The sequence below is a fragment of the Streptomyces sp. NPDC030814 genome (genome assembly GCF_055572155.1).
The window spans coordinates 175,979-176,470 of record NZ_JBVIDX010000010.1; the positions used below are offsets into that span (position 1 = coordinate 175,979).

The following is a 492-nucleotide window of genomic DNA, read 5'->3' on the forward strand; positions in this document are numbered from 1 at the left end:
TTGTCGGTGCCGCCGTTGCCGATGCCGACGCCGGTGACGCCGTTGCCGCACACGTCCACCGGGGCATGCACCGGAGCCTGCACGTTGTTACCGGACAACACACCGGACGAGCCACCCGTCTGACCCTCGGCGCGCGTCCCGCCACCCTGGGACGAACCGCCGCCGGTGGAGCAGTCGTTGTTCGTGCCGCCGTTGCCGATGCCGACGCCGGTGACGCCGTTGCCGCACACGTCCACCGGGGCATGCACCGGAGCCTGCACGTTGTTACCGGACAGCACGCCCGGCGAACCACCGGCCTGACCCTGCGCCTCGGAACCCCCGACCTGGGCCGAGCCGCCGCCACCGCCGCCGCCGTTGGAGCAGTCGTTGTTCGTGCCGCCGTTGCCGACACCGACCCCGGTGACGCCGTTGCCGCACACGTCCACCGGGGCATGCACCGGAGCCTGCACGTTGTTACCGGACAGCACGCCCGGCGAACCACCGGCCTGACCC

The 492-nt window shown here is 72.2% G+C and carries 1 protein-coding gene; it reads right to left on the reverse strand.

Features of this window, described 5'->3' with window-relative positions:
• Positions 1 to 467: chaplin (locus ACZ43N_RS22395; RefSeq protein WP_468099736.1), on the reverse strand; the 467-nt coding region annotated here is incomplete at its 3' end.
• Between the last annotated feature and the right edge of the window lie 25 nt (positions 468 to 492).